Origin of the sequence: Vibrio sp. HDW18, from assembly GCF_011306175.1 — a bacterium.
In the GTDB taxonomy this organism is placed as follows: Bacteria; Pseudomonadota; Gammaproteobacteria; order Enterobacterales; family Vibrionaceae; genus Vibrio; species Vibrio chanodichtyis.
The window spans coordinates 1798107-1814324 of the sequence record NZ_CP049913.1; the positions used below are offsets into that span (position 1 = coordinate 1798107).

The window sequence follows — 16218 nt, forward strand, 5'->3', positions numbered from 1 at the left end:
CATAGCTAACCTTTACCAAGCAAAAAGGCTAGACTGATGGCGGATTATCTGACGGAGCAGTGAATGAAATCGATAAAAAATTTGGCTCAGTATTACGTGGACTCATTAGCTAAGCTCGGGGTGTTACGTTTTTCAATTCTGGTGGCGATTGCTTTAGCTGCATTGGATTTTGTGATTCATCTGGCTTTGACCCTATTATTAAAGGGGTTTATCGATGATATCGATATTCTTCGTTCAGTATTTATTAGTATCATCATCACCTCCGTAGCGATCTATGTACTTTCGATGATCGTAGATCAGCTTGAAAGTTCTCGCCAGCGGCTCTCCAAGTTAGTCTCTAAACTCAAAGAGATGGGGGTGCGCGATCGTGAGCTTAATCAAAAATATCAGCACAATATTCTCAAATTGAATCAAGAGATCGAAGAGCGAGTTAAAGCGGAAGAAGCCCGTGAAGAAGCGATGCTTGATCTTGAAAATGAAGTCTATCAACGTGAAAAGACCCAACTCGAACTAGCGGAACGGACCACTTTATTACGCTCATTTATTGATGCTTCTCCGGATTTGATCTACTACCGTAATGCGCAAGGTGAATTTTCTGGCTGTAACCGCGCGATGGAAGAAATGACCGGTAAGCGGGAAAGTGAGTTAGTAGGGTTAACTCCTTGGGATGTCTACAATCAAGAAATGGCGCAAACGTCAGTGGATACCGATCAGCAAGTATTTGACAATAATACGGAAATTACTCATGAACAGTGGGTTGTTTATCCTAATGGCCGCAAGAGCTTTTTTGAGTTACGTAAAGTGCCCTTGTATAGCAAAGATGGTCGTCGGCTGGGGTTGGTCGGTTTTGGTCGAGATATTACCGAACGTAAACGTAACGAAGAATCACTTGAAAAAGCCAGTCGCGATAAAACCACTTTTATTTCAACCATTAGCCATGAATTGCGCACTCCGCTAAATGGGATTGTTGGCTTGAGTCGCATGTTGCTGGATACACCGCTTAGTGTTGAGCAGCGCAAACATTTGCAAACTATTAATGTCAGCGCTATCACTCTCGGTAATATTTTCAACGATATTATTGATATGGATAAGTTTGATCGCAGTAAGTTAGAACTGTTCCCCGAAGCGCTTAATTTTGAAGAGTTTGTGGCTGAAATTGAAATGCTCGCAGCCTTGATGGCTGAGCAAAAAGGTCTGCGCTTTGATTTAGAGCGTTTGACCGAATTGCCTTGTTGGGTCGAAGTGGATGCGACTCGTCTACGTCAAGTGCTATGGAATTTGCTCAGTAATGCGATGAAATTTACGAAAGAAGGTGGCGTAGTGATGACGGTCAGTGCTGAGTGCCATGAGCAGCAAGCCGAAATCACCCTTGAAGTTGAAGATACTGGGATTGGCATTTCTGAAGCGGAGCAGCAAAAAATCTTTGCCATGTATTATCAAGTGAAATCCGGTAAAGATAACTTACATGCGGTAGGTACTGGGATTGGTTTAGCGGTATCACTCCAGTTAATTCAATTGATGGGGGGCGATATTAGTGTGACGAGCGAACAAGGTTTCGGCAGTACTTTTACAGTTAAGATCACGGTGCCACTGCTAGATCAGGCTCCAGCTAGCATTGAACCGCCAGCATCGCCCACTCAGCTGAAAATTTTTATGGTAGAAGATATTCAGTTGAATATTACTGTGGCACGTTCGCTATTGGAGAGTATGGGACATCAAGTGACGGTGGCGATGACGGGAGAAGAGGCGATTGAGCGCTTTAACCCGACCGACTACGATTTGGTTTTTCTGGATATTCAGTTGCCGGATATGACCGGATTTGATATTGCTCAGCACTATCGTGCTACCTATACCTCCTTGCCGCCTTTAGTGGCGTTAACCGCTAATGTGCTAAAAGATAAAGAAGAATATCGTCGTAGGGGTATGGATGCAGCGCTCAGTAAGCCACTATCGGTGGCTGCGGTGCGTAAAGTGATCGCTCAAATCACCGATCAGCGAGAAACGATTTCTGCTTTCCCCGAACCTCAAGTGACGGTACAAAAACCGATCCAAGATATGTATCGCAAGCTATTGGATATTGAGATGTTGCAATCTTATATCGATATTGTCGGCAGTCAGCCAGTTCTGGAGAGTGTCAGTTTATTTGAACAATCGATGCCCGGTTATGTGAGTGTATTGGATTCCAATATGATTGCCAAAGATCAAGAGGGGATAGTCAATGAAGCCCATAAAATCAAAGGCGCGGCGGGATCGATTGGGTTAAAACGGATCCAGATGATTGCCCAAAAAGCGCAATCACCCGACACGCCAGCCTGGTGGGAAAATATCAGCGATTGGGTAGAAGAGATTAAAAATGAGTACCCATCGGACATTGGGCTTTTGAAACAGTGGTTAATGCAGCCAGAAAAAGTTGATTAACCAGCGCCCAATATCAGTCGGTTAAAACCAATATCAGTCGGTTAAAAAAAGACCCTAGCGATTAAGCTAGGGTCTTTTTGGGTGTCACTTTGGGTGACACAACGATTAGTCTTCTAAATCACCGCAGAAGCGGTAACCTTCACCGTGAATGGTAGCGATAATTTCTGGAGTACCAGACACAGATTCAAAGTGCTTACGGATGCGACGAATCGTGACATCAACAGTACGGTCATGTGGCTTCAGCTCGCGACCAGTCATTTTTTTCAGCAGATCGGCACGAGTTTGGATTTTGCCTGGATTTTCGCAGAAGTGCAGCAGAGCACGAAACTCTGAGCGTGGCAGCTTGTAGTTTTCACCATCAGGGCTGACCAGTGAGCGGCTGTTGATATCCAGTTCCCAGCCATTAAACGTGTATTTCTCAACACTCCGTTTTTCTTCTTGTGCATTGCCCGCATTCATTGAACGGCTGAGCAGGTTACGCGCGCGAATGGTTAATTCACGTGGGTTAAAAGGCTTCGTGATGTAGTCATCCGCGCCGATTTCTAGGCCGAGGATCTTATCGACTTCATTGTCACGTCCAGTTAAAAACATCAGTGCAACATCGGCTTGTTCACGTAATTCACGTGCAAGCAGTAAGCCATTTTTTCCTGGTAGATTGATGTCCATAATCACTAAATTGATTGGATAATCAGACAGCAACTGGTGCATTTCTTCACCATTATTGGCTTCAAAAACAGCGTATCCCTCTGCTTCAAAAATACTCTTAAGAGTGTTGCGAGTGACTTGCTCATCTTCGACGATAAGGATCTGCGGGGTTTGCATTAGCGTTACCTAAACTTGTAAAAAAAACGTGCTAGTAGAAATCATTCTAGGCAAAAAGATCACATTTTGGTGGGTTATGTTAATTAATAAGATGAAAATTAATAAACATTACTGCTTTTTGTCCGCCATCCTTGATGTAACTCGCATTGAGGGTTCCTATTCCCAACAGGCTCTACCAGTCTATGGGGCGGGATTTTATAATGTTAACAGCATGCTAACAATGCCCGTATGTTAATTCCCATCACTTTGTTGATTTATATCAAGAGTTATAATGTAACAGATATTAAGCATTATCACGATTTTTAAACCGAGTGAGTTATGCAACGAAGCGGTTGTTCAACCCTTGGTGAGCCTACTGAGAGTGGTGTTTTTTCTGGATGGAATTCATGATTTGGTCGTTTTATTTGCATAACTACCACATGGAACCCTGAGCGTCTGCACTTGTCATACAATGAGAATTGCGTAAATAATCAACGTTTACAGCTAGACTCAATTGATTATGATGGGATAAAAGTGATGCTAGAGGGTGTTTGTTCGCGGCTTAGAAAATACTTATCCGCTGGATAATAGTGCTTTTCAATAAGCCCGATGATTGGTGATAGCGAGCTTTATCTCGGGTTAATCCCAAGTCAATAAATCTAAAACAGATAATCATGGAGGAATGATGAGAGATATAACCCCAGATCTTTGCGATAAGTATGAATCGCAAGTCACTTTGCTTAATCTGCCACTGCAGAATTTTGGTCAACGCTGTGCCTTTTGGGGCGAGATTGTGACGGTGCGTTGCTATCACGATAACTCGCAAGTCGCTGAAGTGCTGAGTCAAAATGGTAAAGGCAAAGTACTGGTTGTTGATGGACATGGCTCGTGCCAAAAAGCACTAATGGGCGATCAATTGGCGATCTTAGCCATCAAAAATGGTTGGGAAGGCGTGATTGTCTACGGTGCGGTGCGTGATGTGGTCGCCATGGCGGAGATGGACTTAGGTATCAAAGCGCTCGGTAGCTGCCCATTTAAAACCGAAAAGCGTGGTGCTGGTCATGTCAATGTCACTTTGACCATGCAAAACCAAATTGTTGAACCCGGTGATTACCTGTATGCGGACTGGAATGGCATTGTCATCTCCGAGACGCCGCTTGACGTGTTTTGAGCACAGGGACTACTGACGGCTTACTGCAATGGCTATCCAGTGTTTGGTTAGCCAGTTCGGCAGGCTAAGTCACTGTTTAATTGCACCAGAAATTTTATTTCATCGCATCACGGAACACGGATATATATATTTAAAATCACAAATAAAAATTAGATTTTCGTTGACGAATTGAACAGAAATAGGTTAAACGTATTCGCACGCAAACACACAGATAGACAAATGGACTTATGTTGAATCACAGCCTGATCGTAATGACCACCATTATTACCATTACCGACACATCGCATGTTGGGGCAGGCTGCTGAGCGAAAAAATTCACAAAAAAAGGCCTGTATCCCAACCGATACAGGCCTTTTTTTATACCGGTTTTAAATACGTTTGGAGGAAGGGATGCGAGTATTAAAGTTTGGTGGTTCATCATTGGCCGATCCAGAGCGCTTTTTGCGCGCGGCAGACATTATTGCCAATAATGCACAGCAAGAAGAGGTGGCGGTGGTGTTGTCGGCACCAGGTAAAACCACCAATAAGCTGGTGGCGGTGATTGAGAGCGCTTTGTGCCGTGGTGAGGTAGAAGCACAAATTGTCGAGCTTGAAGAGGCATTTTACGCCTTGCGCGATGGTATCCATCAGCAACTGCCCAATTTAGAAATGGCAGCTTATAACGCTCAAGTACAGGAATCCATGTGCCAACTGCGTCAGTTTGTACAAGGCATTACCCTGCTTGGTATGTGCCCTGATAATGCCAATGCACGGATCATCAGTAAAGGTGAGCGGATCTCAATTCAACTGATGAAAGCGGTCATCGAAGCCAAAGGTTTACCGGCTAATCTGATTGATCCGGTGCAATATTTATTAGCCAAAGGCGACTACCTTGAAGCTATGGTCGATGTTGAAGCTTCGACTCAGCGTTTTCGACACTCGCCACTGCCGCAGCAGCAGCACGTCAACATTATGCCGGGGTTTACCGCCGGTAATGCGCAAGGTGAATTGGTCTGTTTAGGACGTAACGGCTCTGACTATTCAGCGGCTGTTTTGGCGGCTTGCTTGCGTGCGGATTGCTGTGAAATTTGGACCGATGTCGATGGCGTGTACAACTGTGACCCAAGATTGGTTGATGATGCGCGTTTACTGAAATCACTCAGTTATCAAGAGGCGATGGAGCTTTCTTACTTTGGCGCATCAGTATTACACCCTAAAACCATCGCGCCGATTGCCCAATTCCAAATTCCGTGTCTGATCAAAAACAGCTTTAATCCACAAGGCGCTGGTACGCTGATCGGTCAAGATACCGGTGAAGATAAGCTGGCGATCAAAGGTATCACCACGCTGAGCAATCTGACCATGGTCAATGTGTCAGGACCGGGAATGAAAGGAATGGTTGGCATGGCGAGTCGGGTATTTGGCGCGATGTCGGCGGCAGATGTCTCGATTGTACTGATCACCCAGTCTTCTTCCGAATACAGCATCAGTTTCTGTATTGATGGACAGCATAAAGCATTGGCTCAGCAGGCGCTGGCTGAGACTTTTGAACTGGAACTCAAAGATGGCTTATTAGAGCCGGTTGAGTTTGTCGATGATGTAGCGATTATCACGCTGGTGGGTGATGGGATGCGCACTTCTCGTGGCGTGGCCTCACAATTCTTTGCCTCTTTGGCTGAAGTACACGTCAATGTGATTGCCATTGCGCAAGGCTCTTCAGAGCGCGCCATTTCGGCAGTGATCCCAGATGATAAGATTGCAGAAGCGATCAAAGCGTGTCATGAAAACCTGTTTAACTCGAAACACTTTTTAGATGTGTTCGTGATCGGGGTCGGTGGCGTCGGTGGCGAGCTGGTTGATCAAATTCAACGTCAACAAACCAAATTGGCAGAAAAAGGCATCATCATGCGGGTATGTGGCTTGGCCAATAGCAAAGGAATGTTGGTGGATAGTGCTGGCTTAGCGCTTGAGCAGTGGCGCGATCGAATGATCAATGCTGATCAGCCGGTCAGCGTTGCCCACTTAACTGACCTAGTGCAGCGTCATCATATTATTAACCCGGTATTGGTCGATTGTACCGCCAGTGATGAGATTGCGAACCAGTATGCGGATTTACTCGCGGCTGGATTTCATGTCGTGACGCCGAATAAAAAAGCCAACACGGCCAGCATGAGCTATTACCATCAACTGCGTGAGGTGGCGCGTCACTCACGACGTAAATTGATGTATGAAACCACTGTCGGCGCAGGTTTACCGGTGATTGAAAACTTACAAAACCTGATTGTGGCAGGCGATGAGCTAGAAAAATTCAGCGGGATTCTTTCCGGCTCGCTGTCGTTTATTTTTGGTCTACTCGATGAAGGCATGAGTTTGAGTCAAGCGACCTACTTGGCTAAACAGAAAGGTTTTACTGAACCGGATCCACGTGATGATCTATCGGGAATGGATGTCGCGCGTAAATTGCTCATTTTGGCGCGGGAAGCTGGTTATGAGTTGGAGCTGAGTGATGTACATGTTGAACCCGCATTGCCTGCTGGTTTTGATGCTTCAGGCAGTGTTGAAGCCTTTATAGCGCGCTTACCCGAAGCCGATGCGGCATTTGCGGCTCGGGTTGCTGAAGCCAAAGCGCAGGGTAAAGTGTTGCGTTACGTGGCGCAAATTGAAGATGGCCAATGCCAAGTGCGAATTGTGGCGGTGGATGAGCACGATCCGATGTTTAAAGTCAAAAATGGCGAAAATGCCTTGGCGTTTTACAGTCGCTACTATCAACCGATCCCACTGGTATTGCGTGGCTATGGTGCAGGAGCACAAGTCACCGCCGCTGGGGTCTTCTCAGATGTAATGCGTACACTGGGTTGGAAATTAGGGGTTTAACAGAGATGAGTGCAAGTGACATGGATTCAAGTGACATGAGTGTTGTGGTTTACGCCCCAGCATCGATTGGTAACGTCAGTGTTGGATTTGATGTATTGGGAGCGGCAGTGTCACCGATCGATGGTTCACTGCTCGGCGATCGAGTCAAAGTTGAGTGTGGTACGCAACCTTTTGAACTGAAAACGGTGGGTCGCTTTGTCGATAAGTTACCGAGCCATCCCCAACAGAATATTGTGTATGATTGCTGGCAAGTCTTTGCTCGTGAGCTAGACAAAAAAGCGCTGCCGCTGAAACCGTTGATCATGACGCTGGAAAAAAATATGCCGATTGGTTCAGGGCTCGGCTCTAGTGCTTGTTCGATTGTGGCTGCTTTGGATGCGCTCAACCAATTTCATGGCAACCCGCTTGATCAAACCGAACTGTTGGCACTGATGGGCGAAATGGAAGGGCAAATTTCGGGGAGTATCCATTATGATAACGTCGCGCCTTGCTATTTAGGTGGCGTACAGTTGATGCTCGAAGAGCTCGGTATTATCAGTCAATCAGTGCCAAGTTTTGATGATTGGTTCTGGGTGATGGCTTATCCGGGGATTAAAGTCTCAACCGCAGAGGCACGCGCGATTTTACCGGCTCAGTATCGTCGGCAAGATATTGTCGCGCACGGTCGCTATTTGGCGGGATTTATTCATGCTTGTCATACCCAGCAGCCTGAATTAGCCGCCAAAATGATCAAAGATGTGATTGCAGAACCTTACCGTGAGAAACTGCTGCCCGGTTTTGCCAAGGCGCGTAGCTATGCCGCCGCAGCTGGAGCGTTAGCCACCGGAATTTCAGGCAGTGGCCCAACCCTATTTAGCGTATGTAAAGAACAAGCCGTTGCTGAGCGTGTCGCCAGTTGGCTTGAGCAAAATTATGTTCAAAATCAACAAGGATTCGTGCACATTTGTCGGCTAGACAAGCAAGGCTCGAAACGAACAGGAAGTGAGTTATGAAGCTGTACAACATAAAAAAAAATGATGAACAAGTCTCTTTTGGCCAAGCGGTTCGTCAAGGATTAGGCCGTAATCAAGGACTGTTTTTTCCGGCACATTTGCCGAAATTTGATGATATTGATCCACTGCTCGCGGAAGATTTCGTATCACGTAGTAGCAAGATTCTCGCTGCTTTGATTGGTGATGAACTGCCGGTTGAAAAAGTTCGTGCTATGGTCGATGCTGCGTTTCAATTTCCCGCCCCGATCAAAAAAGTTAAGCAAGGGGTGTATGCGTTAGAGCTGTTTCATGGTCCGACCTTAGCATTTAAAGATTTTGGTGGCCGGTTTATGGCGCAATCTTTGGCCGCGGTCTCTAATGGCGGAAAAATTACCATCTTAACGGCAACATCGGGGGATACTGGTGCGGCAGTAGCGCACGCGTTCTATGGTATGCCAGATATCAATGTGGTGATCTTGTATCCCAAAGGTAAAATCAGTCCGCTGCAAGAAAAGTTATTTTGCACACTGGGTAACAACATTCATACCGTGGCGATTGATGGTGATTTTGATGCGTGCCAAGCTTTGGTTAAACAAGCGTTTGATGATGCGCAACTGCGTGAGCAAATTGGCTTAAATTCGGCGAATTCGATCAATATTAGCCGTTTAATGGCGCAGATCTGTTACTACTTCGAAGCGGTTGCGCAGATGAGCAAGGCTGAGCGTGAAAATTTGGTGATCTCAGTCCCGAGTGGCAATTTTGGTAACTTAACCGCCGGTTTGCTGGCTAAAGCGTTAGGCTTACCGGTAAAACGTTTTATTGCGGCGACCAATGCTAATGATACGGTGCCACGCTACTTAACCACTGGGCGTTGGGAACCGAAACCGACCATTGCCACGACATCCAATGCGATGGATGTCAGTCAGCCTAATAACTGGCCTCGGATTGAAGAGCTGTGTCAGCGTATGGGCTGGGGCTTGGAAACCTTAGGCAAAGGTGCGGTTTCTGATCAGCAAAGTGCCAAAGCGGTACTGCAGTTGTATGAGTTAGGCTACTTATGTGAGCCGCATGGTGCGATTGCCTATCAGCTGCTTACCGAGCAGCTTGCGCCGCAAGAGACCGGGCTTTTCTTATGCACTGCTCATCCGGCCAAATTTAAAGAGGTGGTGGATGATATTTTAGCGACGGATATTGAACTGCCGGCACCGTTGGCTAAGCATGCGGCGCTCGATCTATTGTCTCAAGAGTTGGATGCAGACTTTACGGCTTTACGAGCCCTGTTAATCGGGATGCAATCATCGCGGTGAGCTGCGTATTCGGTAAGGTAAAAGTCAGCCAGACAAAAGTTAGTCTGGCGAAACTCATTTCACCTGATTAGTGTTTAGAGATAAAAAAACGGTGCTCATTGAGCACCGTTTGAGTAACCGGAGTACGGATTGCTGAATTACAGAGATTCAGTGAAAGTACGTGCGATAACGTCGCGCTGCTGCTCTGCAGTCAATGAGTTGAAACGCACCGCGTAACCTGAAACACGAATAGTCAGTTGTGGGTAGTTCTCTGGATGCGCAACGGCATCTTCAAGAGTCTCGCGTTGTAATACGTTCACATTTAGGTGTTGACCACCTTCGATGCGTGGTGTGGTTTCAATCGCCACTTCACGACTCTCGAACTGGCCTAGTTCATTAATGTTAACCACTTGATCAGCGGTGTAGCCTTGCAACGCAGCAACGCAGCGTGCTTCATTCTTTTCGCTATCGATCAACCAGATAGAGTTCAATAGGTCGTCGTTGGCTGCTTTAGTAATTTGGATACCTTGGATCATCACTTTCTCCTAGTCCACATTGAAGTGGTATTATTGGTGTTAATTTTCAGATCTTGTTGAGTTGGCTATTATATAGCAAATGTCCACATTTTAAATATTGATTTAGGTCAAAAAATGGCAGAATTGCACTTTTGGTTTGGACTTTTATTTTTGATTTGTATCAACAAATGTTTTAAAAATAACAGTAATTACATTTATTTGAATGATTAAAAAATTTTTAAATTCAAATTTGTTGTTAAATTACTACATTTTTGTGATGTGGTTTGACTTAGAATAGACAAAATCAGCAAGTTAGCTCGATGCAATGAAAGTCGGCAGTGATTAAGTAACAATGAGAGCAATATTATGTATGAGAAGTTAATTGGGGCACATGTTTCGGCGTCGGGTGGCGTAGAGCTTGCGCCAATGCGTGCGCATGAAATCGGTGCCAATGCCTTTGCTCTATTTACTAAAAACCAGCGCCAATGGGCTGCTAAACCGCTGGAAGAAAGTACTATTCGGGCATTTAAAGCCAACTGTGCTAAATGGGGATTCACCAGCGAAGCTATTTTGCCGCATGACTCTTACTTAATCAATTTAGGTGCTCCAGAGCCAGAAAAATTAGCCAAATCACGCGCGGCGTTTATTGATGAGATGCAGCGCTGTGATCAACTTGGCTTGCGCTTACTCAATTTTCATCCCGGTAGTCATTTACAACAGATTTCAGAACAGGAGTGTTTAGCCTTGATTGCCGAGTCAATTAACTTAGCACATCGCGCGGTGCCGAATGTTGTCGCCGTGATCGAGAATACCGCAGGGCAGGGCAGTAACCTTGGCTGGCGCTTTGAGCATTTAGCCGCGATTATTGAGCAAGTTGAAGATAAGCAGCGTGTTGGGGTGTGTCTGGATACCTGCCATACTTTTGCCGCGGGTTATGATCTGCGAACAAAAGCGGCATGCGATGAGACGTTTGCTGAATTTGCACGCGTGGTCGGTATGCACTATTTACGTGCGATGCACATTAATGATTCAAAAAGCAAGTTAGCCAGCCGAGTCGATCGCCATCATTCACTCGGCATGGGCGAGATTGGTTGGGAGTGTTTCGAATATATCGTACAGGATGCTCGATTTAATGGTATCCCTTTGATTCTAGAAACGATTGATCCAGATCTCTGGGCGATGGAGATCGCAACTTTGCGGAAATTTTTACAATAAAAGTTTAATTAATTGGTGAGTTTCACAGATTTGGCATATTTCTTTCTTCATGATCCATGCCAGTTTGTCAGAAGGATGCTGTTATGAATTCGTTCCCCAATTCAATTTCCCCCGCCCCTCGACCTGCCGCTCGTCGTCCGGTGCCTAATCGACATGTTAATGGACAAGGCCATCACCGCGCGCCACCACCAAAACCGCATTAATCGATAAGGTTATTGTTGTTTTCAAGATTGGATTGAACTTGCCGTTCATACTATCTGCTGGTGTTATTCAGTGTGTGATCTGTGACAAGGTGACACACTCGTCTGCAACTGTGCTTAATTTGAGTATACAATACGGTAGGAAAATTGAATTTTAAGGTATTGATATGTCTCAATCTCTCACTTGGCATGATGTGATTGGCCAGCAAAAGCAGCAGGAGTATTTTCAACAAACCCTGCAATTTGTCGAAAGCCAACGCCAAGCTGGTAAGGTGATTTATCCCCCCGCCAAGGATGTATTTAACGCGTTTCGCTTTACTGAATTTAGCGATGTTAAAGTGGTGATTTTGGGCCAGGATCCTTACCATGGGCCAAATCAGGCACATGGCCTATGTTTTTCCGTATTACCGGGGATTAAAACGCCCCCCTCTCTGGTCAATATTTATAAAGAGCTCGCGCAAGATATTGCGGGCTTTCAAATTCCAGCACACGGTTATCTGCAAAGTTGGGCACAGCAAGGCGTGTTGTTGCTCAACACTGTACTCACGGTCGAGCAAGGAATGGCCCATTCTCACGCCAAAACTGGTTGGGAAACCTTTACTGACCATGTGATTGATGTGCTTAATCAGCAGCGTAGTGGGTTAGTTTTTTTACTGTGGGGCTCACATGCGCAGAAGAAGGGACAACGCATCGATCGTCAGCGTCATCATGTGTTAATGGCTCCTCATCCGTCGCCACTCTCTGCACATCGAGGCTTTCTCGGCTGTCAGCATTTTTCACAAACCAATCAGTTATTACAAGCTCAAGGCATGGCTCCTATCGACTGGCAGCTACCGCAGGTAATCTAATTCGGTTGGCGTTTTTTCGATCTGCCTCAAAGCTGGCATCGCGATCCATCTCTACACTGTTGCCTAGTATGATAGGGAGATTGAACCGATGATGATGGAGCAGATCCAGCGTGAGCACCGTTACATGGTGCGTTTGTTGTCGATGTTAGGCCAAAAATTAGCGCGTGTGAAAAATGAGCAGCCGATTAACTACCGCCTGTTGAAAGAGATGATTGACTATTTAGCCAGTCATAGTGAGCAAGTACATCATCCCAAAGAAGATATTTTGTACCGCTATTATCTGGCGCACTATGCTGATCCGCAGGTCGCCAATCTTGCACAGCAGCATCAAGCTTTAGCGCAAATGAGCCAGCAGTTTTTAGAAGTCACGGTGATGATTCTACATGACGCCGTGGTTCCTCAGACGGTGCTGGTGGAATTATTGCAAACCTTTATCGATCAGCAGACTCAGCATCTTGAGCTGGAGGAGCAGTCGATTTTACCGCTGATCCGCCAAAGTTTCAGTGGTGATGATTGGCGAAGTGTCGAGGCTCAATGGCAGGAAAACCTAGATGATCCTGTATTTGGTGACACGATTGCTGAGCGTTATGCTCATTTGGCTCACCGAGTGCGCACAAGTGAATCCGAATCCATTTAAGTGGAGCAATCGTCAGTCGCGGTTGAGTGGTTAATTAAATGGTGATGTCTTGTAGCTCGAGACACACATCCATCTCTAACAGCTCTTTTTCTAGCCGTTTTCGATCTCGAATCGCTTCGATTTCTCGCCACATCCGTTTGACAGGTTTGGTGCGGGTGTGACGGATTTTGGAGAATTCGAGTTCTAATAGTTCATCAAAGCGTAGTTCGTCCATAAATAGCCTCACTAGATGGTCATCATTCCCTGAGTGCTTTCTAAATAGCACACCTTAGCGAAGCGTAACTATGATTTATTTCTCATTTGTTTCGATTTAATTAAGCTTTGGTTGGTTTTTAAATAGAAATTCACATTTTGCGGTGTCTTTTTTGATGAAATAGTAACCTAAAGATAAACGCAAACGATTAAATTGCGCCGTTTGCTGTGTTGCTTAAATGTTATTTTTTAAGTTGTGGCGATTAGTTTGGCTGAGTTTTTGTGCAAACGGTCACAAAAGACAGACTTGTTTTACTCTAAGACATAGGTCAAACAGAAATACTCTGATTCTCAGAGGCTGAGATTTCGTTGGTATAACCAGTAAATGATGATTAATAACTAAACATTGTTGTGATTATTTTGCTTCTGTATTGTACTTACCTTGTTATTGAAATGGTTTTGTTTATGTTATGAGAGCGTGATTCTAAGGTGAAAAATAACATTTTAACGAAATTATGTTCATATTGATTTTTGTGGGTTGAGATTGCATTATCCGCTCGTCAAAAAACAGGCTGGGTGCTGTTGAGGGCCTTTATTTGCTCAATGGCACTACGAGTGCACGGCAAAAAGATAATTTTAATAGCCTATCCGTGTAACAGAAACTTTTACTCATCGGAGTAAAAGCAGCCCATCACTCAAGACGAGGTTCCTGTGACAGACTTAATTAATTTAATGAATGACCTACTATGGGGTTCCATTTTGGTGTACCTACTAGTTGGGGTTGGTATCTATTTCACATTGCGATTGGGTTTTATCCAATTTCGTCATTTTACCCATACGTTTAGCGTGCTAAAAAACAGCCGTAAAGCCGATAATGCGGGTATCTCTTCTTTCCAAGCCTTATGCACCAGCTTAGCGGCTCGGGTCGGTACTGGGAATATGGCCGGGGTGGCTGTCGCTTTAACCGCCGGTGGCCCTGGAGCGATTTTCTGGATGTGGCTGATTGCCATGCTGGGGATGGCGACCTCTTTTGCTGAAAGCACGTTGGCACAGCTGTATAAAACCCGTGATAAAGATGGCAATTACCGCGGCGGCCCCGCTTACTATATGGAAAAAGGGCTGGGTATGCGTTGGATGGGCGTACTGTTCTCCATCTTCTTGATTATTGCGTTTGGTTTAGTATTTAACGCGGTGCAAGCTAACTCGATTACGGGGGCGATGAAAACCGCATTTGGTCTTGAGCCTATCACGGTGGGGCTAGCGCTGGTGCTACTCAGTGGCTTCGTGATTTTCGGTGGTATTCGCAAAATTGCCCGTACCGCAGAGCTGATCGTGCCTTTCATGGCATTTGCTTACTTGGCGATTGCTCTGTTTGTGGTCGTGATTAACTTCGATAAAGTGCCTGGTGCGATTAGCCTGATTTTCAAAAGTGCTTTCGGGTTACAGGAGGCTGCAGCCGGCGGCCTTGGCTATGCGATTGCACAAGCCATGATCAATGGTGTGAAGCGTGGTTTGTTCTCTAACGAAGCGGGTATGGGTTCTGCACCTAATGCTGCGGCTTCAGCGACGCCTTATCCACCACACCCGGCTTCACAGGGCTATGTGCAGATGTTGGGCGTCTTTATTGATACTGTGGTGATTTGTACTGCGACCGTGGCCATTATTTTGGTCTCAGGTGAATATGTACCGCACGGTGAATTGACTGGGATTGAGTTGACTCAGCGCGCATTAAGCTCACAAGTCGGTGAGTGGGGTAGCATTTTTATTGCTTTTGCGATCTTCTTTTTCGCGTTTACCTCCATCATTGCTAATTACTCGTACGCAGAAACTAACTTGATTTTCCTAGAACATAACAACAAAAAAGGCTTAGTGCTGTTTCGTTTAGTGTTCTTAGGCATGGTGATGTTTGGATCGCTGGCCACTCTGCCAACCGTATGGGCGATGGCCGATGTGTCGATGGGGCTGATGGCAATTGTCAACTTGGTGGCGATTTTGCTGCTCTCTAGCATCGTGATTAAGCTGGCTAAAGATTACAATCGCCAATTGGATGCTGGTAAAGTACCAACCTTCGACGCTAATGATTATCCAGAACTGAAGTCTCAACTTGAAGATGGGATTTGGGATAACCAAAAAGCATCGTAGAAAGAAAACATTCTAGCCAGAGATCAACATCGAGATCTCCGATGTGAGCAATTGAAAAAGCCATGCAGACAGTGCATGGCTTTTTTTGTACTCTATTTTAGTCTGCTTATGCTTGCCGAAATGATCTGGCGAGGCGCACCGTCACCGCGACCAGCGGCCAAACATAAGTTCAATTGAATCATAGGAATTATTATGCTGATTGTTGTTTCACCGGCGAAAACCCTCGATTACACATCACCGGTTGCTAGCACAACGTTTACCCTGCCTGAGCTTGTTTCCCATGCTGCCGCTTTAGTTGAGATTTGTCGCACTTTATCACCCAGTGAGATTGCCGCTCTGATGAGCGTGAGCGATAAAATCGCCGGACTCAATGTGGCACGATTTGCTGAGTGGAGTGAAACCTTTAGCTTAGACAACGCGCGTCAGGCGATTTTTGCTTTCAAGGGCGATGTGTATACCGGGTTAGACGCGCAAACCTTATCGGCCAGCGATTTGGATTATGCTCAGCAACACCTGCGCATGCTTTCTGGTTTATATGGCGTACTGCGTCCATTTGATTTAATGCAGCCTTATCGGTTAGAGATGGGCACCAAATTAGCCAATTCACGGGGGGCGAATTTATATCAGTATTGGGGCGATATTATTACTGAGCAGCTCAATCAGGCGTTGCTCGCGCAAGGGGATCGGTTATTGGTCAACTTGGCATCGAATGAATATTTCAAAGCGGTTAATCCACAGCGTTTAAACGCTCAAATTGTCACGCCGATCTTCAAAGATGCCAAGCTGGGGCAATATAAGATTATCAGTTTCTTTGCTAAAAAAGCGCGCGGCATGATGGCACGCTACATCATTGAACATCGAATTGATTCGATTGAGGAGTTACAGGCCTTTAATAGCGCTGGCTATTATTTTGTTGCTGAAGAGTCGACCCCTACTGAGTTAGTCTTTAAACGTGAAGAGGGTTAATTC

Annotated in this window: 13 protein-coding genes, 1 pseudogene and 1 other annotated feature; of the genes and pseudogenes, 11 read left to right on the plus strand and 3 right to left on the minus strand. The window is 45.6% G+C overall.

Annotated elements, in window-relative coordinates:
* Positions 1–63: 63 nt before the first annotated feature.
* Entirely contained in the window at positions 64–2418 is a 2355-nt protein-coding gene (gene arcB, locus G7083_RS08715; RefSeq protein WP_166014418.1) for an aerobic respiration two-component sensor histidine kinase ArcB, read from the plus strand.
* A gap of 105 nt (positions 2419–2523) precedes the next feature.
* Here arcB and arcA read toward each other — a convergent pair whose 3' ends face one another.
* Complete coding sequence (arcA, locus tag G7083_RS08720; RefSeq protein ID WP_166014419.1) at positions 2524–3240, minus strand: two-component system response regulator ArcA; 717 nt, start codon at positions 3238–3240, stop codon at positions 2524–2526.
* Between the two features lie 664 nt (positions 3241–3904).
* Between arcA and G7083_RS08725 the strand changes: the two genes are divergently transcribed.
* The 5 genes and pseudogenes from G7083_RS08725 (at position 3905) to thrC (ending at position 9521) form a co-directional block, all read left to right on the plus strand.
* Complete coding sequence (locus G7083_RS08725; protein ID WP_166014420.1) at positions 3905–4390, plus strand: putative 4-hydroxy-4-methyl-2-oxoglutarate aldolase; 486 nt, start codon at positions 3905–3907, stop codon at positions 4388–4390.
* Positions 4391–4601: 211 nt separating this feature from the next.
* Positions 4602–4695 (plus strand): annotated as a pseudogene (gene thrL, locus G7083_RS15335) (thr operon leader peptide).
* Positions 4631–4750: a sequence feature (Thr leader region), on the plus strand. Its footprint overlaps the pseudogene before it by 65 nt.
* Before the next feature lie 30 nt (positions 4751–4780).
* Complete coding sequence (gene thrA / locus G7083_RS08735; protein WP_166014421.1) at positions 4781–7243, plus strand: bifunctional aspartate kinase/homoserine dehydrogenase I; 2463 nt, start codon at positions 4781–4783, stop codon at positions 7241–7243.
* Positions 7244–7278: 35 nt separating this feature from the next.
* Entirely contained in the window at positions 7279–8235 is a 957-nt protein-coding gene (thrB, locus tag G7083_RS08740) for a homoserine kinase (RefSeq protein WP_166014422.1), read from the plus strand.
* Positions 8232–9521: a threonine synthase gene (thrC, locus tag G7083_RS08745; protein ID WP_166014423.1), complete on the plus strand. Its 1290-nt coding sequence runs from the start codon at positions 8232–8234 to the stop codon at positions 9519–9521. Before thrB ends, thrC begins: the two co-directional genes overlap by 4 nt.
* Before the next feature lie 137 nt (positions 9522–9658).
* On the opposite strand, the gene grcA is transcribed toward thrC, so the two are convergent.
* Complete coding sequence (gene grcA, locus G7083_RS08750; RefSeq protein WP_166014424.1) at positions 9659–10036, minus strand: autonomous glycyl radical cofactor GrcA; 378 nt, start codon at positions 10034–10036, stop codon at positions 9659–9661.
* Positions 10037–10381: 345 nt separating this feature from the next.
* Here grcA and nfo point away from each other — a divergent pair, with 345 nt between their 5' ends.
* The 3 genes from nfo to G7083_RS08765 all read left to right on the plus strand — a co-directional run bounded on the left by nfo (position 10382) and on the right by G7083_RS08765 (position 12915).
* Complete coding sequence (nfo, locus tag G7083_RS08755) at positions 10382–11230, plus strand: deoxyribonuclease IV (RefSeq protein ID WP_166014425.1); 849 nt, start codon at positions 10382–10384, stop codon at positions 11228–11230.
* Positions 11231–11597: 367 nt separating this feature from the next.
* Complete coding sequence (ung, locus tag G7083_RS08760; RefSeq protein WP_166014426.1) at positions 11598–12278, plus strand: uracil-DNA glycosylase; 681 nt, start codon at positions 11598–11600, stop codon at positions 12276–12278.
* A gap of 88 nt (positions 12279–12366) precedes the next feature.
* Positions 12367–12915 carry a hemerythrin domain-containing protein gene (locus G7083_RS08765; protein WP_166014427.1) on the plus strand — a complete coding sequence of 183 codons (549 nt, stop codon included), beginning with the start codon at positions 12367–12369 and terminating at the stop codon, positions 12913–12915.
* Between the two features lie 34 nt (positions 12916–12949).
* Here the strand turns inward: G7083_RS08765 and G7083_RS08770 are convergent, their stop codons facing one another.
* Positions 12950–13129: a DUF3545 family protein gene (locus G7083_RS08770; RefSeq protein WP_166014428.1), complete on the minus strand. Its 180-nt coding sequence runs from the start codon at positions 13127–13129 to the stop codon at positions 12950–12952.
* 689 nt (positions 13130–13818) lie between these two features.
* Between G7083_RS08770 and G7083_RS08775 the strand changes: the two genes are divergently transcribed.
* On the plus strand, positions 13819–15249 hold the full coding sequence (locus G7083_RS08775) for a sodium:alanine symporter family protein (protein WP_166014429.1): 1431 nt from the start codon (positions 13819–13821) through the stop codon (positions 15247–15249).
* A gap of 192 nt (positions 15250–15441) precedes the next feature.
* Positions 15442–16215, plus strand: coding sequence for a peroxide stress protein YaaA (gene yaaA / locus G7083_RS08780; RefSeq protein WP_166014430.1), 774 nt, complete (start codon positions 15442–15444; stop codon positions 16213–16215).
* The last annotated feature ends 3 nt before the right edge of the window (positions 16216–16218 follow it).

Coding starts and splice junctions, on each gene's coding strand:
- arcB (WP_166014418.1), top strand. CDS start 64: ATGAAATCGATAAAAAATTTGGCTCAGTATTACGTGGACTCATTAGCT.
- arcA (WP_166014419.1), bottom strand. CDS start 3,240: ATGCAAACCCCGCAGATCCTTATCGTCGAAGATGAGCAAGTCACTCGC.
- G7083_RS08725 (WP_166014420.1), top strand. CDS start 3,905: ATGAGAGATATAACCCCAGATCTTTGCGATAAGTATGAATCGCAAGTC.
- thrA (WP_166014421.1), top strand. CDS start 4,781: ATGCGAGTATTAAAGTTTGGTGGTTCATCATTGGCCGATCCAGAGCGC.
- thrB (WP_166014422.1), top strand. CDS start 7,279: ATGAGTGTTGTGGTTTACGCCCCAGCATCGATTGGTAACGTCAGTGTT.
- thrC (WP_166014423.1), top strand. CDS start 8,232: ATGAAGCTGTACAACATAAAAAAAAATGATGAACAAGTCTCTTTTGGC.
- grcA (WP_166014424.1), bottom strand. CDS start 10,036: ATGATCCAAGGTATCCAAATTACTAAAGCAGCCAACGACGACCTATTG.
- nfo (WP_166014425.1), top strand. CDS start 10,382: ATGTATGAGAAGTTAATTGGGGCACATGTTTCGGCGTCGGGTGGCGTA.
- ung (WP_166014426.1), top strand. CDS start 11,598: ATGTCTCAATCTCTCACTTGGCATGATGTGATTGGCCAGCAAAAGCAG.
- G7083_RS08765 (WP_166014427.1), top strand. CDS start 12,367: ATGATGATGGAGCAGATCCAGCGTGAGCACCGTTACATGGTGCGTTTG.
- G7083_RS08770 (WP_166014428.1), bottom strand. CDS start 13,129: ATGGACGAACTACGCTTTGATGAACTATTAGAACTCGAATTCTCCAAA.
- yaaA (WP_166014430.1), top strand. CDS start 15,442: ATGCTGATTGTTGTTTCACCGGCGAAAACCCTCGATTACACATCACCG.